We start from the raw sequence: 22,040 nt of genomic DNA on the forward strand, positions 1-22,040 counted from the left end.
AGGGGGTTTTTATATTGAAAAGAAGAGAGGGAGATATGTGAAATTACTAGATTTATTGCAACGAGGAATTGTTATTGGGGACGGGGCAATGGGAACATTGTTACACTCTCATGGTTTACAAAGCTGCTTTGAAGAATTGAATTTATCTGAGCCGGATCGGATTATTTCGATTCATAAACAATATGTTGCAGCCGGAGCAGATGTTATTCAAACAAATACATACGGAGCAAATGAAGGAAAACTTCGCATGTATGGACTGGAGGATCGCGTAAGAAAAATTAATCGTGCCGCTGTAAGACATGCAAAAGCAGCTGTGACAGAAAAAAATGCAATTGTTGGAACAATCGGTGGTATGAAACACATTGGAGCAGTTACAACGACTGATATGGAACGAGAATTTATGCTCTTAGAGCAAGCAAATGCTTTACTAGAGGAAAATGTTGATGGGCTATTATTAGAAACCTTTTATGATGAATTTGAATTGCTTCATGCAGTGAAAGTATTACGAAAGCAAACAAACGTCCCTCTTATTGCACAGCTTGCTCTTCACGAAGCTGGTACAACTCAAAATGGAAATAGTGTAGATGGTGTATTGAAGCGGCTTATAGAGTATGGTGCAAATGTGGTCGGATTAAATTGTCAATTAGGGCCGCTTCATATGATCGAATCTTTTAAAACAATAGCAATTCCTGAATATGGTTATTTATCTGCATATCCAAATGCCGGTCTTCCTAAATATGTAGAAGGTCGTTATGTATATGAAGGAAGCCCTGCTTATTTTGAAGAGATGGCGCCAGAATTTATTAAGCAAGGAGTTAGGTTACTTGGTGGTTGTTGCGGTACAACCCCTGCTCATATCGAAGCAATGAAGCGGGCACTTAAAAATGAGCGTCCTGTAACAGCTAAAGAAGTTGTAAAGCGTGCAGAAGTAATAGCAACGAAGCGTGTAAATACAGTGAATCGAATTACATTAGCAGAAAAAGCGAAGAAAGAAACGACAGTGATTGTTGAGCTTGATCCGCCAAAAACTTTGGATACGCAACGGTTTTTGAAGGAGCAAAAGCGTTGAAGCGTGCGGGAACAGATGCTATTACGTTAGCAGATAATTCCTTAGCATCACCGCGTGTATCAAATATGGCGATGGGTGCGTTATTAACAAAGCATGATATTCCTGTATTGACCCATTTAACGTGCCGTGATCATAATGTAATCGGGCTGCAGTCTCATTTACTTGGATTAGCAGCGCTTGGTATGGAGGAAGTATTGGCATTAACAGGGGATCCAGCACGCGTTGGTGATTTTCCGGGTGCAACATCTGTATATGACCTTTCTTCTGTAGAGCTTATTAAAATGATTAAAGAAATGAACAATGGGCGTTCTATTTTAGGGAAATCAATTGGAGCAGCTACTCATTTTTCAGTGGGCGGAGCCTTTAATCCGAATGTAAGACATATAGAAGCAGCTGTAAAACGCATGGAGAAAAAAATTGCAGCTGGCGCTGAGTATTTTTTAACGCAGCCCATCTATGATGCGACAGTCATTCGAAACGTATATGAAGCAACGAAGCATATCGAGCAGCCGATTTTTATTGGCATTATGCCACTTGTAAGTAAACGAAATGCAGATTTTCTACATTTTGAAGTACCAGGTATTACTCTTCCAGAAGAAGTGAGAAGGCGTATGGACGGGCATGGAACGTCAGAAGAAGCAGTGGCAGAAGGCATTCTTATATCTCAAGAGTTAATTGATGTCGCGATGGAATTATTTAACGGTATTTATTTAATTACACCATTTTTAAAGTACGAAGTGACAGAAGCACTTGTTAGGTATATTCAAGCAAAGAAAGAGCAGAAAGAAGGAATAAATGTATGAGACCAATCGAGGAAAGATTGCAGCAAGAAATTTTAATTTTAGACGGTGCAATGGGAACGATGATTCAACAAGAAGACCTTTCAGCTGCAGATTTTGGTGGTGAAGAGTATGAAGGCTGTAATGAATATTTAGTAAAAACACGCCCAGATGTTATTATACATATTCATAAAGAGTATATCGAAGCAGGAGCAGATATTATTGAAACGAATACATTTGGTGCAACGAACATTGTACTAAGTGATTATAATCTCTCTCACTTAGATGAGGAGTTAAATGAAAAGGCAGCTCAATTAGCGAAACGAGCTGTAATAGAGAGCGGCAAAGAAGTATATATAGCAGGTGCGATGGGGCCAACGACAAAAGCGATTAGTGTTACGGGTGGAGTGACATTTGAAGGGCTTATTGAGGCATATACAAGACAGGCGCGCGGGTTACTGCGTGGTGGAGTAGATTTGTTACTTGTAGAAACAAGTCAAGATATGAGAAATGTAAAAGCAGCCTGTTTAGGAATTGAGAAGGCATTTATCGAGACAGAGAAAAAAGTTCCTCTTATGATTTCCGGAACAATTGAACCGATGGGAACGACGTTAGCTGGGCAAACAATTGAGGCATTTTACTTATCGGTAGAGCATATGAATCCATTATCAGTAGGGCTAAACTGCGCAACAGGACCAGAGTTTATGAGAGAACATATTCGTTCACTTGCAGAGTTATCAGAGTGCTATATTTCTTGTTATCCAAATGCTGGGCTTCCGGATGAAGACGGTCATTATCATGAATCGCCGCATTCGCTTGCATATAAAGTGAAGCAGTTTGCAGAAGAAGGTTGGGTCAACATTGTTGGTGGGTGTTGCGGAACGACGCCAGCACATATTCGTGCGATGAAAGAGGCGTTGCTATCATTTCAGCCACGTGTGAAGCAAGAAAGAAAAGGGCATGGAATTAGCGGGCTTGAAGCGTTGCAATATGAAGATGCAATGCGCCCGTTATTCGTTGGGGAGCGTACGAATGTAATTGGTTCACGGAAATTTAAACGTCTTGTTGCAGAAGGGAATTTTGAAGAAGCAGCAGAAGTAGCAAGGGCACAAGTAAAGAAAAATGCCCATATTATCGATATTTGTATGGCAGATCCAGATCGTGATGAAATAGAAGATATGGAGAATTTCCTGCAAGCTGTGACGAAAGTATTAAAGGTGCCAATTATGATCGATTCGACAGACGAGCAAGTTATGGCGAGAGCTCTTACTTATTTGCAAGGAAAAGGAGTGATTAACTCCATTAACTTAGAAAATGGAGAAGAGCGTTTTGAAAAGGTGATTCCACTTATTAAACAGTACGGAGCCGCTATTGTTGTTGGAACAATTGATGAAATTGGTATGGCGGTAACGGCCAAGCGGAAGCTAGAAATTGCAAAAAGAAGTTATGAGTTATTAACAACCAAATACGGGCTACGTCCATCTGATATTATTTTTGATGCACTTGTATTCCCTGTTGGAACAGGTGATGAAGAATATATCGGTTCAGCGGCGGCAACAATTGAAGGTATTCGGCTTATAAAAGAAGCGATGCCCGAGTGTTTAACGATACTAGGTGTAAGTAATATTTCGTTTGGTTTACCACCAGCAGGACGCGAAGTATTAAATTCAGTCTTTTTATATCATGCCACAAAGGCAGGCTTAGATTATGCAATTGTTAATACTGAAAAACTAGAGCGCTATGCCTCTATTTCTGAAGAAGAAAAAGCATTAGCAAACGCTCTTTTGTTTGAAACAACGAAAGAAACGTTAGAGAAGTTTACAAACTTTTATCGAAATGTGAAGCAGAAAGAAGTCGTAGCAGCTGAAACGTTAACGCTTGATGAGCGCTTATCTCATTATATTGTTGAAGGAACGAAGCAAGGATTACACGATGACTTGCAAGATGCGCTTGATGAAGGAAGAAAGCCGCTTGACATTATTAACGGGCCGCTTATGGCAGGAATGGATGAAGTAGGACGTTTATTTAATAATAATGAGCTGATTGTTGCAGAAGTGTTGCAAAGTGCGGAAAGCATGAAAGCGGCGGTTGCTTATTTAGAGCCATATATGGAGACAAATGATAGTGCGAAGAAAGGGAAAGTATTGCTTGCTACAGTAAAAGGGGATGTACATGATATCGGTAAAAATTTAGTGGAAATTATTTTATCGAATAATGGATATGATATTGTGAACCTCGGTATTAATGTACGATCTGATCGTATTATTCAAGAGGTAAAAGAACAAAAGCCTGATATTATTGGATTATCAGGATTACTTGTTAAATCTGCGCAGCAGATGGTGACAACAGCGGAAGATTTAAAAGCAGCAAATATCGATGTTCCCATCGTTGTCGGTGGAGCTGCGCTGACGCGGAAATTCACAGAAACGCGCATTTCTCCTTCTTACCAAGGACTTGTCTTATATGCAAGCGATGCGATGACAGGGTTAGATCTTATCAATCGTCTGCAACACGAAGAGGAACGCGAAAAGATGCGTGAAGAAAAAGCGAAGCGCCACTTACATATTGTTGCAAAAGAAGAGAAAAAAGTAGTAGAGGTACCGGTTCAAATTGAAAAATTACCGCCAGTGCCAGTGATTGTACCAGATTCTACAAAACGTGTCGTTCTCCGCGATATTCCAGTAGCACATCTTGCTCCGTTTTTAAATCGACAAATGTTACTTGGTCATCACTTAGGTTTAAAAGGGAATGTAAAAAAGTTGCTGCAAGAAGGGGATAGAAGGGCTCATGAACTGAATGACTTAATAGATGAATTGCTTCGTGAAGGAGAATCGTGGTTGCGTCCGAGCGCTGTATATCAATTCTTTCCTGCACAAAGCGAAAACCAAGATATTTTAATTTATGACCCGAAAGACCCAACGCGTGTATTAGAGCGGTTTACATTCCCAAGACAAGGGAAAGCACCGCACCGGACGTTAGGTGATTATTTACGCCCGGTTGGAGATGAAGTGGATTATGTTGCTTTTTTAGCTGTAACAGTTGGAAAAGGCGTACGCGCCGTAGCAGAAAGGTGGAAAGAGCAAGGCGATTATTTGCGCAGCCATGCTATTCAATCGCTTGCCCTTGAACTTGCAGAAGGCTTAGCTGAAAAAACGCATATGCTCATACGTGATCGCTGGGGATTTCCAGATTCACCAAACATGACGATGGAAGAGCGGTTCCGCACAAAGTATCAAGGAATTCGCGTTTCTTTTGGCTACCCTGCATGTCCGGAACTTGCTGATCAAGAAAAATTATTCCGCCTCATTTATCCGGAAGAAATTGGGATTTCCTTAACTGAAGGGTTTATGATGGAACCAGAGGCTTCTGTTACAGCAATGGTGTTTGCTCATCCAGAAGCACGTTATTTCAGTGTGTTATAATCTAAAGTAAAACTTCTATAAAAGGAGACTTACTGTGAAGACGATTATATTTACAGGCGGAGGTTCTGCTGGCCATGTTACACCTAATTTAGCGCTTATACCGCATTTTCAAAAGAGTGGGTGGAACGTGTGCTATATTGGTTCGCATAATGGAATTGAAAAGACCATCATTGAAAAAGAAGGGATTCCTTATTATGGTGTTGCAAGCGGAAAGCTTCGCCGTTATTTTGATTTAAAAAATATAAAAGACCCCTTTCTTGTGATGAAAGGGGTTATGGATGCGTATGTACGCATTCGCAAATTAAAACCAGATGTTATTTTTTCAAAAGGTGGCTTCGTATCTGTACCAGTTGTAATTGGTGCATGGTTAAACCGTGTTCCTGTTTTTTTACATGAGTCTGATATGACACCGGGGCTTGCAAATAAAATTGCTCTTCGCTTTGCTTCAAAAATATTTGTTACGTTTGAAGAAGCGAAAAAACATTTACCAAAAGAAAAAACAGTCTATACTGGTTCACCTGTGCGAGAAGAGGTTTTGCAAGGGAGTCGTAATAAAGGATTGCAATTTTTACGGTTCACTGCATCAAAGCCAGTTATTACGGTTATGGGAGGCAGTTTAGGAGCACGGCGCATTAATGAAGTAGTGCGCGGTGCATTGCCGAATCTTCTTCAAACGTATCAAATTGTTCATCTGTGCGGGAAAGGAAATCTCGACGGAAAGCTCGAAAGTATGCCAGGATACAAGCAGTTTGAATATGTTCATGGTGAACTGCCAGACATATTAGCAGCAACAGATATTGTCATTTCTCGTGCAGGGTCCAATGCGATTTTTGAATTTCTAACACTGCAAAAGCCGATGTTATTAATTCCTCTTCCGAAGTCTTCGAGCCGAGGCGATCAAATTTTAAATGCACAATCGTTTGAAAAACAAGGATATGGACGTGTGTTATTTGAAGAAGATTTAACGGAAACGTTACTTGTTGAATATGTGGAAGAATTGTATAAACATCGTTTGCAGTATAAAAGATCTATGCAGCAGTATAACGGACAAGAAGCGTTGCAAACGATTATTGATTACGTAACGAAAGCATGATTTCATAGAGATCATGCTTTTTAAATAGAGATAACAGCATACTTTATGTTACAATAACATAGATTTGACAGGGGAATTCTAATTGTTGACGCGTGAAAATACGGATGAGATTAGGAGTGACTACGTTGGGGCTAAGTCTCTATGAAAATATTGCTCTAGTTGTTTGTTTAGTATTGTATATCGGTAGTATTATAGTTTATATGGGACGGAATTTTTCGCAAGAACGAAAACTAGAAAAATCAGAAATTAAAGCTGAATTAGATATGTTAAATGATAAAAGCAATCAAAAAGTAAAAAGAGAGTTATAGTTGTAAGCGTCCTCTTTTTTCATGCATACGAAGGGTTTCCCGTCTATTTTATATATAATAAGGAGAGAAGTAGTATGAAATTTTACATTGCTTCAACCTTTACAAATAAACCTCTTGTCCGTTTTGTGGCTGATAAACTGAAACAAGCAGGATGGATTCATACATATGATTGGACAAAAAATGAAAAAGCGACAAGTGGATTACAATTAAGAGATATTGGACAAGCAGAAAAACAAGCTGTGCGAGACGCTGACGTTTTTCTGCTTTTATTAGATGGAGGAAAAGGGAGTCATACAGAATTAGGAATGGCACTTGCTTGGGATAAAAAGGTATATTTGTATAGTGAAAATCATTCTTTAGATACAACGTTTTACCATTTACCAGAAGTACATATAGTTGAAGGTGGTATAGAAGAATTTATTCAACAAGTGTTAGAGGGGGCAAAAGTTTGATTACAATTAATGATACTATATATGGTGAACATCATATAGATGGCGTGCTCGCGGAACTATTGCAATCAAAAGCAGTGCAGCGCCTAAAGAAGATTCATCAAGGCGGTGCAAGCTTTCTCGTGAATCCAACGTGGAATGTAACACGTTACGAGCACTCAGTTGGCGTTATGATTCTTGTGAAAATGTTAGGTGGTAGTGTAGAAGAACAAATTGCCGCCTTGCTTCACGATATATCTCATACAGCATTTTCTCACATTGTGGACCGCGTATTAGAGGAGCAAGATGAAGATTATCATGAACAAATCTTTATGGACGTTATTGAAGCTTCAGATATTCCATCTATTTTGCAAACATATGGCTATGATTATAGAATGATTGAGAAATGGGAACAATGGACGTTGTTAGAACAACCTCTGCCGAATTTATGTGCAGATCGTATGGACTATACGTTACGGGATTTATACACATATGGAATGATTTCAAAGCAAGAAGTGTGCTCTTTTTAGAAGACGTAACAGTTCATAATGGACAAATCTGTTTACAGTCTGTACAGGCAGCAGAATGGTTTACAGAAACTTATTATAAAGAAACGATTGATTTCTTTTTACATCCATTGAAGTCGTACGGTGCTTATATATTAACAAAGGTATTGCAAGAAGCGCTGCAAAAGAATATTTTGGATCTATCTGACTTTTCAGCCGATGATGAAACGGTGTTACATATGTTGCGAAATAGTGGAGATAGTGAAATTGAGAAGATGCTTAGTTCCTTACATTCAAAAGTAGAATTAGAAGAGAACAGGGCAGAATACGACATTTGTTATAAGGGCGGAAAAGCACGATTAATTGATCCGTCTGTTTATAGAAATGGTAAGATGCAAAGAGCGTCTATCGTATCTCCATTTGTTAAACAGTGTAATGAGAAAGCGAAAAAGCAATTGAAAAAACGTATATATTTAAAAATAAAGAGTATATAAAAAGGAGATATAAATATGCAGTTAGAACAAGGATGGAAAACAAACTTTCTAACAGTTGTACAGCAAAGTGAATATAAGAAAGATGCACTTTTAGCACAATTACTATTTGAAGATGGAGAAGAGGTAGAAGAACTCGTTGATGATTATGGGTATGAAGAGATTATAAATCGTGAACATGATGATGAACTGGAAGAGATCTTAGGCGAAGAGTTATTTTATGAACTTGAGCGTAACGTTTTTGTATCATCGCAGTCAAAAGAGAAGTTTATTTCCTTTATAAATGGTTTAGGATTTCATCTATTAGATTGCATTGTGTTATTGGAATCAGAATTTCGTGTAGATAGTGCGACGTTTTCATCTGATGCAGTGAAAAAAATGGAGAAGCGTTTTCAGAAGTTTCCTTATGTGGAAGGTGAACAAACGATTTTTGATATGACATTAGAAGAAGCAGTTGAATTATTAGAGAATACGTCAGGTCTTCAAATTAAAGAAAACATGAATGTATAAAAAAAGAACGTGCTAGGCACGTTCTTTTTTTATCCCGCTATTCGCGGGCAGTAAAATCCCCATCTCAAGATTCAGAGAAAATCAAAGAAGATAGGTGGAGATAGCTGCTGGCATGCGCCCGATTGGTTCAACTAACCTTTCATGAAAAAAGCGTTCATGAAAGGAAGTTTCACTTTATACAATGATTGTATGTTTTGCATTTTTATATTGCTTTTCAATGATTGTATTTAAATACTCAACCTTTCGTATGCAGGATTGTATATGCTTCTCGACTTCTTGCAATTCTGTAAGGTGATGTGTTTCAATAGGATGGATTTGTACGCTGAATTTTTCAAATTGAGCGCTATATGTTATTTCAGCATAGCCGCTCATAATATCTGTCTCGTTGTGAAATAGATATTGTTTTGTTTTTTCACAATATGTTGCATTTTGAAATCCATACGATTTTAAGGTTTCGATGATTTTTGTAATGATTACTGTATTCATTGTTCTTCCTCTTTAAGAAATTCTAATTTATCCTCGCTATTTGCGGACAATAAGCCCTCCGCCTCAAGACTGTGAGAAAGCCAAAAAGGTAGTGAAGAATAAAGGCCTACAAAAAACGATGTGTGAAATTGATTATTAGTGAAGTCCCCACTAATCGGAGTTTCACTGTATTAGTATAACATGAGTATATTTTAGAAAGCGCTATCAATGTGTTTCTAATATGAATTTTTATGTATATTTTATACAATTAAAACAAATGAAAAATAATTGTAATAAAGCAAAAAGTAGGAGACTCTTTCATTGTTTCATCATATATATACAGAAATGGAGCAAATGAAAGAGGTGAAGATGTTGAACTTTGATATTACAGGACAAAAAGCATATGTAAAAGATGGACCGTATCGGAATCAAATTGGAATCGTAAAACGAAATGATACGGAGAGCATTACAAAATATGCGATTGTAATTGACGATATGAATATTGATATTGAATTAAAAGATATTGTTTTAATTGATGTAGATGTTCGGCAATTTCATGATTGGTGTGAAGAACATGGGTATTTGTAAAAAATAGATTATACAAATAAGAAAATCCCCTGAATGTTCAGGGGTTTTCTTATAATGCAACTTCTTCAGTTTTATTGACTGTTTCATTGTACGTATTTACATCTAATTCTCCGAGCCATTTGCTAGAAATCAAACCAGCTGTCATAGAACCGCTCACATTTAAAGCTGTGCGTCCCATATCAATTAATGGTTCAACAGAGATTAATAGAGCGACAATTCCAATTGGTAAGTTCATTGTAGAAAGTACGATGAGTGCTGCAAATGTTGCTCCGCCTCCGACACCAGCAACGCCGAATGAACTAATCGCAACAACGGCAATTAACGTTAAGATAAATTGCGGCTGCAACGGATCGATACCAACAGTTGGTGCAACCATCATCGCAAGCATTGCAGGATAAATACCGGCACATCCGTTTTGACCAATTGATACACCAAAGGATGCCGCAAAGTTTGCAATTCCTTCTGAAACGCCTAGTTTTTCTTTTTGCGCTTCAATATTTAATGGCAGTGTACCTGCGCTTGAGCGTGAGGTAAACGCAAATGTTAAAACAGGGAATACCTTTTTCAAATATTGGATTGGATTTAAACCAGAAAGAGCGATAAGTAATAAGTGAATAATAAACATAACAATGAGTGCCACGTAAGACGCTAATACAAAATTTCCAAGCTTTAAAATGGCCTGGATGTCACTACCTGAAACAGTTTTTGCCATAAGAGCAAGTACGCCATATGGAGTAAGACGTAAAATTAATGTCACCATCCGCATTACGACCGCATATACGGCATCGAGCATCTTTTTAAATTGTTCTGCCTGTTCTGGATATTTCTTTTTCACTCCTAAGAAGGCAATCCCAATAAACGCTGCAAAAATGACAACAGAAATTGTTGATGTTGGACGAGCACCTGTTAAATCTAGAAATGGATTTGCAGGAAGTAATTCTAATAATTTTTGCGGAATGGGTGTTTGGTCAATGGAAGTGAATTTTTCTTCCACTAATTTTAAGCGAGCTGTTTCTGCATCACCTTGCTGCAAGCCAGTTGCTTGCACATCAAAACCAGCGCTTGCAGCAATTCCGACTGCAGCAGCAATTGCCGTTGTAAGAAGTAAAATACCGATAATAAAACCGCTAATTTTACCAAGATTATTTGTTAGTTTTAATTTTGTAAACGCTGAAAGAATAGAAACTAAAATAAGCGGCATAACGATCATTTGTAATAACTTAACATAACCGCTTCCAATTAAGTTAAACCAATTATTAGATTGGATAATGACTTCAGAAGTTGGTTTATAAAAAAATTGTAAAATAAGTCCAAATATAATTCCGAGTCCGAGTGCGGTAAATACACGTTTATTAAAAGAAACATGCTTACGCTGCATATAATATAACACGCTGACTAATAGGAGCATAATTACAACGTTTATGCTAACTAACAATGTATTCATACTGTTTTCCTCCTTCAAATCTGTTACATACAAATATATTCCAATAAAACCTATAAGTCAACTATGAAATGAGTTAAATATAAAAAAAGATGGCGTATATGCCATCTTAATGTCCTATTCCTGGTGTAAGAAGGAATGTCGTATAGTATGTAAATCCAATGAAGAAAACTGTTAAATATGCGCCGAATACATAAATGTACATGCGCTCTGTTAATTTTAAATAACTTAAAAGTACAAAAAATCCTGTTTGTCCTAAAAACAATAGTGCTGCCCCATACAGATCCCCTAGATAAAACATGACTGAAAAAATACCAGTCCAAAAGCCGAGAACGCGAAACATGCGCTCCATCCCATTCCCCTCCTTCTATATGAACTTAATACTCCCTTTATTATAATGCACTTTTCTAACTATTGTAAACATTTGCAAAATAATAAGAAGCCAGTATAATCTGGCTTCTTATTTTACATATGAAGATGATAATTACAAGATTTACAACCTGTTTCTAGCATATTCTCATTGCGGGCTAATTCCATGTTCGGGAATAAAATTTCAAAGATGCCTGTCATCATATCGACGTGCATGTTGCAAATTTCTTTTGGATGGTGAATGGCAACTTCTTTAAATGGGCAATTGTATACATCATAGAAAATTTTTGTTTCATCAATGCTTAATTCAAATGTCGGAGATAATCCCGCTGTTGTTAAAGCTTCTTTCGCAATTTGTATTTTTTGTTCTACTGTCAATTCATTTTCGTTAATGTTTAGCCGATGTAGATGTTGTTCCATTAATTCTTTACCAAATTTCTTACCTGTGTCATATAGTGCTTTTTCACCGACTTCACCTAAGCTAAGCAATGTATTGCATGCAATTTGTGCTAACAATTGATAATCACGAAACGGAAACTGCAGTTGAATCACATCGTCTGATAGTGCGTATAACCGGCTTGGTCTGCCACCTTTACCTGTTTTTTTTGTTTCTGATTTTAACATATTTACATCTTCTAGCTTAGAGAGGTGTAAACGCGCAACATTTGGATGAATATCAAATTCATCAGCAATTTCTTGTACAGTAACTTCATTATGTTTTTGAGAAATATATTGATAAATATAATAGCGTGTTGGATCAGATAGTACATTTGTAATTTTTAAAGCTTGTTCCATGAGGATCGCCACCTTTATCGGTTTATCTGAGATAACAACATTATAATATAGATAATGTTGTATAATAACGGATTTTGGTAATGATTCATTAATTGTTCATAATTTCACATACTTTTTGTTATTTCTGTTTAGAAAATTGAAAAATATCATGATAGAAATAGAAAATTCCTCATTTTTCTTTTCACGATGGCCATGATATATAAATAGTGAGGAGGGGATAACAGTGAATGCTGTCGAACAGTTTGCTGACACAATCATGAAAGAAGCATGCCGGTTGCGTGCGTCAGATCTTCATATTGTGCCGCGTCATGAAGATGCTGTTGTGCAATTGCGTATTGGAAAAGATTTAGTAACAAAGCACTGTATTTCAAAAGAGTTTTGCGAACGGCTTGTATCGCACTTTAAATTTTTAGCAGCTATGGATATTGGTGAAAGGAGAAAGCCGCAAAATGGTTCATTGCAGATGAAAGTTAGTGAGGAGGAAGTATATTTACGCCTTTCTACTTTACCAACTATACATCATGAAAGTTTGGTCATTCGTATGCACTTACAAACGGCGGTGCCAAACCTCTCGCATCTCTCATTATTCCCAAGTTCTGCGAAAACACTTCTATCTTTTTTACATCATTCGCATGGATTGATTATCTTTACAGGACCAACTGGGTCAGGAAAAACAACAACGATGTATGCCCTTTTAGAAGTAGCGAAGAAGGAACAGACTCGCCGCATTGTTACGCTTGAAGATCCAGTTGAAAAGAAAAAGGACGGGTTATTACAAATACAAATTAATGAAAAAGCTGGTATTACGTATGCAACTGGATTAAAAGCAATTTTACGTCATGACCCGGATATTATTTTAGTAGGAGAAATCCGAGATGAAGAAACGGCAAAGGTGGCGGTTCGAGCAAGTTTAACAGGCCATTTAGTTATGACGACATTGCATACAAATGATGCGAAGGGTGCAGTATTACGCTTAATGGATTATGGTATTACCCTTCAAGAAATTGAACAGTCGTTATTAGCGGTAGCGGCACAACGATTAGTGGAATTGAAATGTCCATTTTGCAAAGGAAAATGCTCACCGTTATGTAAAAAAATGCGTCATGTACGCCGAGCAAGCATTTATGAATTATTGTACGGTTATGAGCTGAAAGAAGTCATTCGGGAAGCGAATGGAAAACAAGCAATGTATCAATATACAACGCTTCAAGATGAATTAAGAAAAGGATATGCACTAGGGTTTATTGAAGAAGATGTTTATGTTTAAACATGAGAGGTGGCGGTTACATGAACAAGCTTTATTGCTGCGAAGGCTTGGCGAGCTCTTAGAGAAAGGGTATTCTTTATTACATGCATTAGAATTTCTTCATTTCCACTTAAATCCTCATAAACAAATACAGCTTCAAGATGCTGCTGAAGAATTTAGAAAAGGAAGTAGCTTGCATGATGTGTTCTATAAACTTGCATTTCATCCAGACATTTTAAGTTATTTATTTTATGCAGAGCAGCATGGTGACATTTCCTTTGCGTTGCAACAAGGAAGCTCACTACTCAGCAGAAAAGATAAACATCAAAAAAATATGATGAAGATATTGCGTTATCCACTTTTTCTTTCCTTGTTTCTATTAGGAATCCTCTTCGTATTTAATATGGTGCTTCTTCCGCAGTTTTCAACTTTATATCGTTCACTTCGCGGGTCCTCTTCTTCATTTACAGATGATATTTTAACGTTTATTCAAGTCCTTCCGTATGTAATGGGTGGAGTTGTTTTGGCAATTGGTATTGCAGTGCTTATATATATGGTGTATGTAAAGAGGTTGCACCCGGTTAGGAGAATGAATATTTTTATGCGAGTGCCTCTTATAAAACAGTTTTTTATGTTAACAAACTCACAATATTTTGCAGTCCAATTAAGCGGCCTTTTGCAAGGCGGGTTATCTATATTAGAAGCACTCGCGTTAATGAAGGAACAAAAGCATCATCCATTTTTTCAATGCGAAGCTCTCAAAATAGAGGGATTATTAACGATAGGCGAACATCTGGATTTCATTATGATGAATCGGCCTTACTACGAAAGGGAGCTTTCTTATATTATTAAACATGGACAAGCAAATGGGAATTTAGGGGCTGAGCTTGCCGATTATAGTGAAATGACAATAGAAAAGATGGAAGAGAAAATTAATCGTATTTTATTTGTTGTGCAACCTCTTTTATTTGCATGTATCGGAATGGTTGTTATTCTTATGTATTTGGCGATGATTATGCCGATGTTTCAAATGATGGATTCTATTTAGGAGGCTTGTTCTGTGAAAAATGAAAAAGGCTTTACGCTGTTAGAAATGTTGCTCGTTATGCTTGTGATTTCTGTTTTGCTGCTTCTTATTATTCCAAATGTGGTAAAACAGCGCTCTTCTGTACAAGGAAAGGGATGCGACGCCTTTGTAAAGTCTGTTGAAGCGCAAGTACAAGCGTATCAATTAGAATATAATAAAATCCCAACAGTAGACGAGTTATACGATGGTAAATATATTACATCTAAAACTTGTCCAAAAGGTGAGAGTATTACAATTAATGCGACAGATGGGGAAGTTACAGTTGCAGGGAAATCGTGAAGAAAAATGGCTTTACGTTATTAGAAATGCTCATCGTATTAAGTGCTATCTCTATATTAAGTGTTGTAACATACTTTAATCTATCCTCAATATATGAAAAACAAAGAATTGCTCAGTTTATGAATCAATTTTCTCAAGACATCCTTTTTATGCAGCAAGCAGCGATAAGCCATCGTAATCGTCATACGTTACGATGGTTTCCTAATCAGGGAAAGTATAGCGTTACATCTTCAGGAGAAACAGATCCTGTTCTTGTTCGGTACTATTCATCTGACATACAGGTGAACCTAAATACGTTTCCAAATCCAATGACTTACGGTGCTGATGGAAATATTAATAGAGGCGGCACAATTATTGTTTCTTATAAAACGAAAACGTATTATATCGTATTTCAGCTTGGGAGAGGAAGATTTACGTATTATGAAGTGTGAAAAAGGTTCTGTTATGCTGGAGATCCTTGTGTCCCTTAGTTTACTAATGATGACGGTCTCACTCTTGCTTCCGCAAACGCTTCTCATTATGCAAGAACGAAAAAATATTCAACTTCGGTACAACGCACAGCTATTCTTAAAAGAAGCAGCGGCCACATATATGTATCATCATGTAATTTCACCAGTAATAGAAAAACAATATGAGAATGTGACGTATAGAATTCGATGGCAGGATGAAAAGGTATGTGTACGATGGCAAGATATTAAACGACGAGAAATTGAACGGTGTCGCTATGTTAAAAAATAGCAAAAAAGAAAAGGGATTTACGTTGTTAGAAGTTATGATGTGCTTTCTATTGTTATCGGTATTCTTTCTTCTTCTACCTCGTCTTCACGTATTATTTATAGAAACTCCTTACTCTAAACAAGTTACGAATTGGGAATGGAATATTTTTTAGAGCAAGTACAAATTGAGTTTCGAGAAGTAGAAGAAGGAAATAATGGCGACGGGAAATTATTTTTGAAAACAAAGACAGGAGAACGTGTTACGTATGTTATGTCTGGAAATAATGTTGTTCGAAAAGTAAATGGGACGGGACATGAAGTTCTTTTGCAAAAAGTAGAGAATATTTCTTATGAATTAACAGCGCATACATTGATAATACGCGTGCAGGATATAAGTGGTAAGGTATATGATGGTGTTGTTACTCGTTATTCTGTTATTGAGGTGAATAGATGAGATCTGAAAGTGGATTTACAATGCCAGGAACGATTATTCTCATATTGTTGCTCATGTCTTTCTTTGTATATGAGACAAATATATTCTTATCAGATCAAAAGTTTTATGCAGAAGCAGAAGAATTATTTATATTAGAAGAAATAACGGATCAAGCTATTGCAGAAGTAAAACAAGAGTTAAAAACTGGAATGGAAAAAAGGACATTTTTTTATACGTATGAAAAAGGGGAAGCGAAGGGAGATTACACAATAGTAGATGGGGATGCTTTTATTACTTTACAGTGTATAACGAAACGAAAGCTCACATATAAAGTGAGCTTTCGTTATAATACAAATAACGAAGCGATTACGAATTGGCAAGAGGAGAGGTTATAGTATGAGGGCATTATATATTACAGGTTTTATGGGAGCTGGGAAAACGACAATCGGTAAAGCATTAAGCAGTGTACTTCATATCCCGGTCATTGATACAGATCAACGCATTGAAGAAAAGACAAAGAAAATCATTCGAGATATCTTTTCTGAAGAAGGGGAGGATGTCTTTCGAAAGTATGAAAGTGAAGTGCTGCAATTACTGCCGACAAAGGATTGTATTATTACAACAGGAGGGGGAATAGTCGAAAAAGCTGAGAATCGACAATGGATGAAAGAACATGGCACTGTAATTTATTTGTACTGTGATCCATATGTAATCGCAGAGCGAATTGCCGGAGATACAACAAGACCATTATTTCAAAAAGAAAACATACCATCATTTATAGAGAAATTCGAAAAGCGTCAAGCCTATTATGAAGAAGCAGTACTGAAGATAGACACGACAAATAAAAGTATTGAAACAATTGTGCAAGAAATTCAAGCGCAGATTAAGGAATAAAAAAGTGGACATACTAATTTAGTAGGGGTGAGAGATATGTCTACAAATGATTATATAAGATATATGACACAACAATTCGTATCATATATGGATGCTCCAAAAGCTGACCGAAAACAAAAGCGGCAACAGCGCCGTGAAGAGAGAGAACCATTTTTAAATCGTTGGTTTGGTATGCTGCCGTTAAGTGCTGCATTATTTTACCGACAAGTGAAGAAAAAGCGAGAGAAATCAAGTTAATGATTTTTGGAATAATTTACAACTAGAAAAGAATTGTATGTCATAGTACAATTTCTACGGCGAGTTGTACTCGTCATCTATTCGACAATATAACCTAAACAAGTAGCTCCACTGTTTGTAAACAGTGGAGCTACCTGTTTATCCCGCATTAACGGGCAGCAAGACCCCCTGTACAGTGTGAATTTAACTGTGAATTATCATGTGATTTTTACTGTGAATTATAAAGGAGGAACAGATATTTAGAGCGCCCGTTGGTTACTGCGAGAGGCGAAGGAAAAGTTATATCTATGCAAATTTTAATCCGAAGTATGCTCAATACGCTTTAACTATCCTTCGTACTTTCTACAACTTCTGTTTGCCATACAATTCATGGGATAAAGTGAAGGCTACACCAGCTCAAAGATTGGGGATTGCCGATAAACAATTTACGATGAAGGATATTATTTATTTTAAGTAGGTTCTGTTATCTTTCGTTGTTGATTTACTTTATTAAACTATTTGAAAGTTTTGTTGAACAAGTTGTAAATTTAACATTTTAAAGTAAGAGCATTTCTTTGTAATGAGAAATGCTTTTTATTTTTGTCAAAATTAAAAGGATATTTCAATAACAATAATAATATAATAAAAAACAATATGAATTTATTGTAAAACGATAAATCGTATGCTAAAATCATGTTGTCATTAAATAAGTGAGGTGTTTTAAATGAATGTTAAACGAGGTTCAACGACTTTCTTAAAAGTCATTATTTTTATTATAGGACTACCGGTTCTTGCTTTATGTATATTTTTAGTGCCCCATATGGCGAATTTCGCAGCAAAATTGTATCCAAATATTGCCCCAATGAAATATCTCGTTTTCATCGTGATGTATGGAGCGGCTGTGCCTTTTTACTTTGCTCTCTATCAGGCTTTCAATCTTTTACGGTACATTGACGAGAACACAGCGTTCTCGGAATTATCTGTAAAGGCGTTAAAGAACATAAAGTGCTGTGCGATTACAATCAGTGGTTTGTATGTATTAGGTTTGCCACTCTTTCATTTTATAGCGAAGAAAGTTGACCCTCCTATTGGATTAATGGGGCTCATCATCATTTTTGCTTCGTTGGTTATCGCCGTTTTTGCTGCTATCCTCCAACGGCTTCTACAAGAAGCGATTAACATAAAATCAGAAAATGATTTGACGGTCTGAGGTGGAGGATATGACAATTATTATTAATATTGATGTGATGTTAGCAAAACGAAAAATGAGCGTAACGGAGCTTTCGGAGAGGGTTGGAATTACTATGGCGAATCTTTCCATTCTGAAAAATGGGAAAGCAAAAGCGGTTCGTTTTTCAACATTAGAAGCGATATGTAAGACTTTGAATTGTCAGCCGGGTGATATTTTGGAGTACAAAAGCGACGAAGATACTCTATAAAAACAGACAACAAAACTACCGGGAGTCGACAGAGAAATTAAGGGATAGCTTAATGGCTATCCCTTCTTTGCGTTTATTGATGTTATTTACTCAGAGAATTCCATTGAGAATTGCATTGATATTAGTGACAAAAAATGTGATGTGATTTGCAATGTTTGCACCTCAAAAGGGAACCCGTTAACATCATAATGAATCCCTTTTATTTTATTTTGTCATGGAAAAAGAATTAATAGTCGTGAGTATTAAGATATAAATAAGTCTTATATGAAATACATAATCCAAGGTATCTTGATATGTGAAAAAGGAGAGGAACATGAAATATTCATGGAACGAATGAATTTGATAACAGTTAAGAAAAAAATGTGTTTTTTTCTATCTCATCTTTTTGAATATTATTTTCTCCTATCTCAAATTAATGAAATTCTGTCTCAAATTTTGTGAATATAGACGTAGTAAAATAAGGGCTTATGAAGGTTTTTGTCTCAAACTTTATGAACGGTTACACCCCCACCTCAAGATGCAGAGAGAAGCAAAGAAGATAGGTAGGGGATAACTGCCTAAAAGCCCGATTGGTTCAACTAACCATCAGTGGGGATGAAGAAAACCCCCTACTGATGGAAGTTTCACTTTATCCCGCTAATTTTGCTCCTTTTGTTTGTTTCTCACTTAACTAATGCACCCGTTAGTTCCATGTATTTACCTAAAATAAAAAGACCATCTTATGACGTTCTACTGTTAGTATCCCTAAAAACATCAGGTTAATTTTGAGGGACAGGTTAACTGTCCCATATTGTTTACTTATTTTGGATTTTTTTGGGCTCTTAATGCTATTTTTTCAAGTCCATTTTCTCTTGAAAATTCTACATCTGCTTTTGGCTGAGCATTTTTATTATTTTTAAATTGGTTATTCTTGTTTTTAGCCATTTCTTCACCGCCCTTGTAGTTTGATTTAGTTATTCCTTCAAGGATGCCAAATATTATAAATTACACTATATAAAGATATTGGAGTGATATTTTTCGTTATTGGCATCCACAATTTTAGTTTGCTTTCTTTTTTGTTGGCTATGCTATTTGATTTTCTTTAACAGAGCCAAAGAAAAAGAAACACTCTATTTTAAACCAATAAAAAATCCCCACTGATGGAAGTTTCACTTTATAAGTTAAATTTCTGCTTCTGTCACTTGCTTAATTTTATAACCAACCTAAAGGAAATCCAGCTCTGATGCCTACCGAAACGAACCAACAAATTCTTGTTATAATTGCTTTCATTTTTCCGTATCCATCTACTCCAAACTTAGAAATCATATAAAGCCATATAGTTTTGTTTTATCAAAGTCCTCCTCGGCTTGGATTTCATGAATAAAATTCTGAACATTACAACTTTTTTAATTGAGAAAAAAACTCAAATTAAAATAATTTTAATTTAATGTTGACTTTAATTTAATAACATATATAATATTAATTGTAATTATTATAAAGTAGTAATAAATATTAATTAGTTTTTAGGAGGAAGAATAGGGATATGACAAAACGTTTAGTAGGAAAACAAGCACCGCGTTTTGAGATGAATGCTGTGATACCAAATAAAGAATTTAAAAAAGTTAGTTTAGAAGAAAATATGAAAAATGATAAATGGACAGTGCTATATTTCTATCCAATGGATTTCACTTTCGTTTGTCCAACTGAAATCATCGCCCTTTCTGATCGTTATGACGAATTTGAAGATTTAGACGCAGAGGTAATCGGTGTTTCTACAGATACAGTGCACACACATTTAGCTTGGATTAACACAGATCGTACGAAAAATGGATTAGGTGATTTACGCTATCCATTAGCAGCGGATACAAATCACACTGTATCAAGTGACTATGGTGTGTTATTAGAAGAAGAAGGTATTGCACTTCGTGGATTATTCATTATAAATCCAGAGGGTGAATTAATGTATCAAGTTGTACATCACAACAATATCGGACGTGAAGTAGACGAAGTATTACGTGTTCTACAAGCACTACAAACAGGTGGACTTTGTCCAGCGAACTGGAAACCAGGGCAAGAAACGTTATAATTTAAAGGGGGAATTAAAGTTATGAAATTACGCGAGCAAATGCCATCATTAGAAGGCGCAACACAAATGTTAAACGATACAATCACACGTGAAGAGTTAATTGGTGATAAACCAACGCTTATTCATTTTTGGTCAGTAAGTTGTTATCTATGTAAAGAAGCAATGCCAGAAGTAAATGAATTACGTGATGAGTACGATGATCGTTTAAATGTTGTTGCAGTTCATATGCCTCGTTCAGAAGATGATTTAGATTTAGCGGTGATTGAAAAAATGGCAGAAAGTCATGATATCATTCAACCGATTTTAGTGGATAGCAAGCATGTAATTACAGATGCATTTGAAAATAAATATGTCCCTGCGTATTACGTATTTGATAAAGAAGGTAAACTGCGTCATTTCCAAGCAGGTGGCAGTGGTATGCCAATGCTTCGTAAACGTCTTGAGCGTGTATTAAACGAAGAATAGAAACAAATATCTTTTGTTTCATTGATAATTGATTGTGTATGTTTTCTGTTTCCGGTTTGTAAAGTAAGCGAGAATAAGAAACAAAAAATGATTACCTCTAGCAGGGTAATCATTTTTGTTATACAATAATTAAAACGCTTTCATTTTTTGGGGTTGTTCACAAATTTGTCTAAATTACACATTAATATTGTGGCAATGTTGTTTTATAATGAAACTAATCATTAATACGTGCATACATTAATTGTGAAATAAATAACATATTGAATCTATATAAATGTAAACGTTATCAAAAAGAGGTGGTATAAATGAGTAAATTTTTCTTTGATCAAAACCCTGCAAGAGTTGAGGACGGAAAGTTGGTAGAATATGCGGAAACGATTTATGGAAAAGGTGGGCGTTCTGTATTAGAAAATTTAATTATAAAGGCATCAATTCGACTACGTGATCGTTATCCTCATAAGTCTGATGAGCAGATTTCTTTTCTTGTGAATCAAGGGTTGCATGATATGTTTCAAAAGTATGTGTAAGGAGAGGCCAATGCCTCTCCTTACTTTTTGCATAAGGAAAATTATGATTGCTAAAACTAATGTTGAAGTATATGCGAGTGGGGTGAATAAAATGAGTAACGGAGCAGGCGGTTCAAAGAAGAATAAAGAAACAGATGCAAATCATGTGAGTGCAAAACAGAGAGAATATCAAAAGCGAATGACAAAGATTCAACAACAAGAACATAACGATGGTCGAAAATATAATGGGAAAATATAAAGTGAAACTTTCATCAGTAGGGGGCTTCATTCCCCGCTGATGGTTAGTTGAATCAATTGGGCTCTTAGGGGAAGTTATTCCTCACCTATCTTCTTCGCTTTCTCTGAATCTTGAGGTGAAGGTCTTACTGCCCCTTAGTGCGGGATAAAAAAAGCACCTTCTAGAAGGTGC

General features: G+C 36.3%; 24 protein-coding genes and 5 pseudogenes. 24 read left to right on the plus strand and 5 right to left on the minus strand.

The genetic code is table 11. The features are described from left to right. The first annotated feature begins 37 nt into the window (after positions 1-37). The 7 genes and pseudogenes from ACEWFJ_RS07365 (at position 38) to ACEWFJ_RS07395 (ending at position 8,606) form a co-directional block, all read left to right on the plus strand. Positions 38-1,872, plus strand: a pseudogene (locus ACEWFJ_RS07365) (bifunctional homocysteine S-methyltransferase/methylenetetrahydrofolate reductase). Continuing rightward, positions 1,869-5,270, plus strand: coding sequence for a methionine synthase (gene metH, locus ACEWFJ_RS07370; protein ID WP_473691331.1), 3,402 nt, complete (start codon positions 1,869-1,871; stop codon positions 5,268-5,270). The pseudogene ACEWFJ_RS07365 and the gene metH overlap by 4 nt, the downstream one beginning before the upstream one ends. Positions 5,271-5,304: 34 nt before the next feature. Then, the gene (locus ACEWFJ_RS07375; protein WP_473691333.1) at positions 5,305-6,363 is read left to right on the plus strand and encodes an undecaprenyldiphospho-muramoylpentapeptide beta-N-acetylglucosaminyltransferase; all 1,059 of its coding nucleotides are present in this window, start codon (positions 5,305-5,307) and stop codon (positions 6,361-6,363) included. 85 nt (positions 6,364-6,448) lie between these two features. Beyond that, a pseudogene (locus ACEWFJ_RS07380) lies at positions 6,449-6,671 on the plus strand (DUF3966 domain-containing protein). 74 nt (positions 6,672-6,745) lie between these two features. Next, positions 6,746-7,123 (plus strand): nucleoside 2-deoxyribosyltransferase, encoded by a 378-nt coding sequence (locus ACEWFJ_RS07385; RefSeq protein WP_473691335.1) that lies wholly within the window; start codon positions 6,746-6,748, stop codon positions 7,121-7,123. Next, positions 7,123-8,099: pseudogene (locus ACEWFJ_RS07390) on the plus strand (HD domain-containing protein). Before ACEWFJ_RS07385 ends, ACEWFJ_RS07390 begins: the two are co-directional and overlap by 1 nt. Positions 8,100-8,114: 15 nt before the next feature. Next, entirely contained in the window at positions 8,115-8,606 is a 492-nt protein-coding gene (locus ACEWFJ_RS07395; RefSeq protein ID WP_473691337.1) for a hypothetical protein, read from the plus strand. A 174-nt stretch (positions 8,607-8,780) separates the two neighbouring features. On the opposite strand, the gene ACEWFJ_RS07400 is transcribed toward ACEWFJ_RS07395, so the two are convergent. Further along, positions 8,781-9,092, minus strand: a complete 312-nt coding sequence (locus ACEWFJ_RS07400; protein WP_473691339.1) for a hypothetical protein — start codon at positions 9,090-9,092, stop codon at positions 8,781-8,783. A 351-nt stretch (positions 9,093-9,443) separates the two neighbouring features. Between ACEWFJ_RS07400 and ACEWFJ_RS07405 the strand changes: the two genes are divergently transcribed. After that, on the plus strand, positions 9,444-9,659 hold the full coding sequence (locus tag ACEWFJ_RS07405; protein ID WP_230574934.1) for a DUF3912 family protein: 216 nt from the start codon (positions 9,444-9,446) through the stop codon (positions 9,657-9,659). 49 nt (positions 9,660-9,708) lie between these two features. Here ACEWFJ_RS07405 and ACEWFJ_RS07410 read toward each other — a convergent pair whose 3' ends face one another. From ACEWFJ_RS07410 to ACEWFJ_RS07420, 3 genes are all read right to left on the minus strand, one after another. After that, positions 9,709-11,103, minus strand: coding sequence for an L-cystine transporter (locus ACEWFJ_RS07410; RefSeq protein ID WP_473691341.1), 1,395 nt, complete (start codon positions 11,101-11,103; stop codon positions 9,709-9,711). Between the two features lie 106 nt (positions 11,104-11,209). Continuing rightward, positions 11,210-11,452 (minus strand): DUF2626 domain-containing protein, encoded by a 243-nt coding sequence (locus ACEWFJ_RS07415; RefSeq protein WP_098307736.1) that lies wholly within the window; start codon positions 11,450-11,452, stop codon positions 11,210-11,212. A 113-nt stretch (positions 11,453-11,565) separates the two neighbouring features. Further along, a complete protein-coding gene (locus ACEWFJ_RS07420; RefSeq protein WP_473691343.1) occupies positions 11,566-12,264 on the minus strand; it encodes a helix-turn-helix transcriptional regulator in 699 nt (232 codons plus the stop codon). A 223-nt stretch (positions 12,265-12,487) separates the two neighbouring features. On the opposite strand from ACEWFJ_RS07420, the gene comGA reads away from it, so the two are divergent. The 12 genes and pseudogenes from comGA (at position 12,488) to ACEWFJ_RS07480 (ending at position 18,574) form a co-directional block, all read left to right on the plus strand. Then, positions 12,488-13,531: a competence type IV pilus ATPase ComGA gene (gene comGA / locus ACEWFJ_RS07425; RefSeq protein WP_473691346.1), complete on the plus strand. Its 1,044-nt coding sequence runs from the start codon at positions 12,488-12,490 to the stop codon at positions 13,529-13,531. Then, positions 13,524-14,558: a competence type IV pilus assembly protein ComGB gene (comGB, locus tag ACEWFJ_RS07430; RefSeq protein WP_473691348.1), complete on the plus strand. Its 1,035-nt coding sequence runs from the start codon at positions 13,524-13,526 to the stop codon at positions 14,556-14,558. The genes comGA and comGB overlap by 8 nt, the downstream gene beginning before the upstream one ends. 12 nt (positions 14,559-14,570) lie before the next feature. After that, complete coding sequence (gene comGC / locus ACEWFJ_RS07435; RefSeq protein WP_230575928.1) at positions 14,571-14,876, plus strand: competence type IV pilus major pilin ComGC; 306 nt, start codon at positions 14,571-14,573, stop codon at positions 14,874-14,876. Next, the gene (comGD, locus tag ACEWFJ_RS07440; RefSeq protein ID WP_473691350.1) at positions 14,873-15,307 is read left to right on the plus strand and encodes a competence type IV pilus minor pilin ComGD; all 435 of its coding nucleotides are present in this window, start codon (positions 14,873-14,875) and stop codon (positions 15,305-15,307) included. Before comGC ends, comGD begins: the two co-directional genes overlap by 4 nt. Continuing rightward, positions 15,297-15,614: a competence type IV pilus minor pilin ComGE gene (gene comGE, locus ACEWFJ_RS07445; RefSeq protein WP_440602588.1), complete on the plus strand. Its 318-nt coding sequence runs from the start codon at positions 15,297-15,299 to the stop codon at positions 15,612-15,614. Before comGD ends, comGE begins: the two co-directional genes overlap by 11 nt. Continuing rightward, a pseudogene (gene comGF, locus ACEWFJ_RS07450) lies at positions 15,601-16,046 on the plus strand (competence type IV pilus minor pilin ComGF). The gene comGE and the pseudogene comGF overlap by 14 nt, the downstream one beginning before the upstream one ends. After that, on the plus strand, positions 16,043-16,420 hold the full coding sequence (comGG, locus tag ACEWFJ_RS07455) for a competence type IV pilus minor pilin ComGG (protein ID WP_473691352.1): 378 nt from the start codon (positions 16,043-16,045) through the stop codon (positions 16,418-16,420). The pseudogene comGF and the gene comGG overlap by 4 nt, the downstream one beginning before the upstream one ends. 1 nt (position 16,421) lies before the next feature. Further along, positions 16,422-16,919, plus strand: a complete 498-nt coding sequence (locus ACEWFJ_RS07460) for a shikimate kinase (RefSeq protein ID WP_253630403.1) — start codon at positions 16,422-16,424, stop codon at positions 16,917-16,919. A 36-nt stretch (positions 16,920-16,955) separates the two neighbouring features. After that, complete coding sequence (locus ACEWFJ_RS07465) at positions 16,956-17,156, plus strand: YqzE family protein (RefSeq protein WP_098307716.1); 201 nt, start codon at positions 16,956-16,958, stop codon at positions 17,154-17,156. Positions 17,157-17,395: 239 nt separating this feature from the next. Continuing rightward, positions 17,396-17,613: pseudogene (locus ACEWFJ_RS07470) on the plus strand (insertion element protein); the annotation flags it as partial. A 246-nt stretch (positions 17,614-17,859) separates the two neighbouring features. Next, complete coding sequence (locus tag ACEWFJ_RS07475) at positions 17,860-18,345, plus strand: DUF2975 domain-containing protein (protein WP_429714245.1); 486 nt, start codon at positions 17,860-17,862, stop codon at positions 18,343-18,345. Positions 18,346-18,355: 10 nt separating this feature from the next. Next, entirely contained in the window at positions 18,356-18,574 is a 219-nt protein-coding gene (locus ACEWFJ_RS07480; protein WP_176524649.1) for a helix-turn-helix domain-containing protein, read from the plus strand. 798 nt (positions 18,575-19,372) lie between these two features. Here ACEWFJ_RS07480 and ACEWFJ_RS07485 read toward each other — a convergent pair. Beyond that, the gene (locus tag ACEWFJ_RS07485; protein WP_268865312.1) at positions 19,373-19,498 is read right to left on the minus strand and encodes a hypothetical protein; all 126 of its coding nucleotides are present in this window, start codon (positions 19,496-19,498) and stop codon (positions 19,373-19,375) included. Between the two features lie 598 nt (positions 19,499-20,096). Here ACEWFJ_RS07485 and ACEWFJ_RS07490 point away from each other — a divergent pair. The 4 genes from ACEWFJ_RS07490 to ACEWFJ_RS07505 all read left to right on the plus strand — a co-directional run bounded on the left by ACEWFJ_RS07490 (position 20,097) and on the right by ACEWFJ_RS07505 (position 21,869). Next, the gene (locus ACEWFJ_RS07490; protein WP_473691355.1) at positions 20,097-20,639 is read left to right on the plus strand and encodes a peroxiredoxin; all 543 of its coding nucleotides are present in this window, start codon (positions 20,097-20,099) and stop codon (positions 20,637-20,639) included. 21 nt (positions 20,640-20,660) lie between these two features. Next, complete coding sequence (locus ACEWFJ_RS07495) at positions 20,661-21,104, plus strand: TlpA disulfide reductase family protein (protein ID WP_098307710.1); 444 nt, start codon at positions 20,661-20,663, stop codon at positions 21,102-21,104. A gap of 305 nt (positions 21,105-21,409) precedes the next feature. Beyond that, a complete protein-coding gene (locus tag ACEWFJ_RS07500; RefSeq protein ID WP_098307708.1) occupies positions 21,410-21,631 on the plus strand; it encodes a hypothetical protein in 222 nt (73 codons plus the stop codon). 43 nt (positions 21,632-21,674) lie between these two features. After that, positions 21,675-21,869, plus strand: a complete 195-nt coding sequence (locus tag ACEWFJ_RS07505; protein ID WP_473692660.1) for a hypothetical protein — start codon at positions 21,675-21,677, stop codon at positions 21,867-21,869. Positions 21,870-22,040: the final 171 nt, after the last annotated feature.

Source organism: Bacillus sp. EA-CB0995 (assembly GCF_055814245.1).

Excerpts from the sequence above, each read along its gene's own strand:
- ACEWFJ_RS07500 (WP_098307708.1), top strand. The coding sequence starts at position 21,410 with ATGAGTAAATTTTTCTTTGATCAAAACCCTGCAAGAGTTGAGGACGGA.
- ACEWFJ_RS07385 (WP_473691335.1), top strand. The coding sequence starts at position 6,746 with ATGAAATTTTACATTGCTTCAACCTTTACAAATAAACCTCTTGTCCGT.
- ACEWFJ_RS07465 (WP_098307716.1), top strand. The coding sequence starts at position 16,956 with ATGTCTACAAATGATTATATAAGATATATGACACAACAATTCGTATCA.
- ACEWFJ_RS07410 (WP_473691341.1), bottom strand. The coding sequence starts at position 11,103 with ATGAATACATTGTTAGTTAGCATAAACGTTGTAATTATGCTCCTATTA.
- comGB (WP_473691348.1), top strand. The coding sequence starts at position 13,524 with ATGTTTAAACATGAGAGGTGGCGGTTACATGAACAAGCTTTATTGCTG.
- ACEWFJ_RS07415 (WP_098307736.1), bottom strand. The coding sequence starts at position 11,452 with ATGGAGCGCATGTTTCGCGTTCTCGGCTTTTGGACTGGTATTTTTTCA.
- comGE (WP_440602588.1), top strand. The coding sequence starts at position 15,297 with ATGAAGTGTGAAAAAGGTTCTGTTATGCTGGAGATCCTTGTGTCCCTT.
- comGG (WP_473691352.1), top strand. The coding sequence starts at position 16,043 with ATGAGATCTGAAAGTGGATTTACAATGCCAGGAACGATTATTCTCATA.
- ACEWFJ_RS07485 (WP_268865312.1), bottom strand. The coding sequence starts at position 19,498 with ATGGCTAAAAACAAGAATAACCAATTTAAAAATAATAAAAATGCTCAG.
- ACEWFJ_RS07495 (WP_098307710.1), top strand. The coding sequence starts at position 20,661 with ATGAAATTACGCGAGCAAATGCCATCATTAGAAGGCGCAACACAAATG.
- ACEWFJ_RS07460 (WP_253630403.1), top strand. The coding sequence starts at position 16,422 with ATGAGGGCATTATATATTACAGGTTTTATGGGAGCTGGGAAAACGACA.
- ACEWFJ_RS07395 (WP_473691337.1), top strand. The coding sequence starts at position 8,115 with ATGCAGTTAGAACAAGGATGGAAAACAAACTTTCTAACAGTTGTACAG.
- ACEWFJ_RS07505 (WP_473692660.1), top strand. The coding sequence starts at position 21,675 with ATGATTGCTAAAACTAATGTTGAAGTATATGCGAGTGGGGTGAATAAA.
- metH (WP_473691331.1), top strand. The coding sequence starts at position 1,869 with ATGAGACCAATCGAGGAAAGATTGCAGCAAGAAATTTTAATTTTAGAC.
- ACEWFJ_RS07480 (WP_176524649.1), top strand. The coding sequence starts at position 18,356 with ATGACAATTATTATTAATATTGATGTGATGTTAGCAAAACGAAAAATG.
- ACEWFJ_RS07420 (WP_473691343.1), bottom strand. The coding sequence starts at position 12,264 with ATGGAACAAGCTTTAAAAATTACAAATGTACTATCTGATCCAACACGC.
- ACEWFJ_RS07400 (WP_473691339.1), bottom strand. The coding sequence starts at position 9,092 with ATGAATACAGTAATCATTACAAAAATCATCGAAACCTTAAAATCGTAT.
- ACEWFJ_RS07475 (WP_429714245.1), top strand. The coding sequence starts at position 17,860 with ATGAATGTTAAACGAGGTTCAACGACTTTCTTAAAAGTCATTATTTTT.
- ACEWFJ_RS07490 (WP_473691355.1), top strand. The coding sequence starts at position 20,097 with ATGACAAAACGTTTAGTAGGAAAACAAGCACCGCGTTTTGAGATGAAT.